Raw genomic sequence first — 986 nt, forward strand, 5'->3', positions numbered from 1 at the left:
AGCGCCTCGGCCCCGGCCAGTCGGCCACCTATGCCGGCGATGTCGTGCAGTGCTGCATGGGCGTCGCCGGCTGGCTGCTCGCCCAGGCCGCCCGCGCCATCGGGGCACCGCTGCCGCTGGACCGGGGCGGCGGCACCGCCGCGGTGGTGACGGTGACGGAAGACGGCGCCAGCGGCGGCCAAGTGTGGACCCGGGTCTATGCTCGGCGCCGCGGCTTTCCCCAGGTGATCCACAGCGCCAAGCGCTTTGCCGGGCCGACCGGGCTGGAGGAATATCTGGGCGGCGGCTTTGGCATCGCCCTCACCGTCGCCCCGATCGCCGGCGGCATCCGCTTTGCCAGCGATCATTATTTCATCCAGTTCGGCGCCCGCCGCTGGCGCCTGCCCGCCCTGATCGCCCCTGGCCGGTTGACCATCGACCATGTCGACGGCGGCGATGGCAGCTTCCTGTTCAGCCTCGAACTTCACCACCCGCTGCTTGGCGACGTGATCCGCCAGGTCAGCCGCTTCCACGACATGAAGGAGCCCCGCCATGACTGACGCGCTGTGGACCTTGCTGTTCGCCCAGATGGCCATGGGCGGCTTTGACACGCTCTATCACCACGAACTGACGGAGCGGCTGGCGTGGCGACCCGGCCAGCGCGTCGAACTGCTGCTGCACGGGGTGCGCAACCTGGCCTATGCCGTGCTGTTCCTGGCGCTGGGCCTGGTCGTGCCTTACGGCCTGTGGGCGGCCGGTCTGCTGGCGCTGCTTGTTGGCGAGTTGATCATCACCCTGTGGGATTTCGTGGAGGAAGACCGCAGCCGCCAGCTGCCGGCCAGCGAGCGCATCACCCACACATTGCTCACCCTCAATTATGGCGCACTGCTGGCGCTGCTGTTGCCCTGGCTGTGGCAGGGCGTCGGGCAGCCCACCGCGCTGCTGCCGGCGGACCATGGCCTGGCGGGCTGGCTGTGCGGGCTGGCCGCGGCCGGCGTGCTGGTTTC

Annotated in this window: 1 protein-coding gene and 1 pseudogene; both read left to right on the top strand. The window is 70.0% G+C overall.

Translation table 11 applies throughout. The features are described from left to right. On the top strand, nt 1–539 hold a 539-nt coding region (locus GJ693_RS16195), incomplete at its 5' end, for a DUF4166 domain-containing protein (protein ID WP_156257247.1). Beyond that, nucleotides 532–986: pseudogene (locus GJ693_RS16200) on the top strand (TIGR01777 family oxidoreductase); the annotation flags it as partial. The gene GJ693_RS16195 and the pseudogene GJ693_RS16200, both read left to right, overlap by 8 nt.

Source organism: Sandarakinorhabdus oryzae (genome assembly GCF_009733735.1).
GTDB classification, from domain to species: Bacteria; Pseudomonadota; Alphaproteobacteria; order Sphingomonadales; family Sphingomonadaceae; genus Sandarakinorhabdus; species Sandarakinorhabdus oryzae.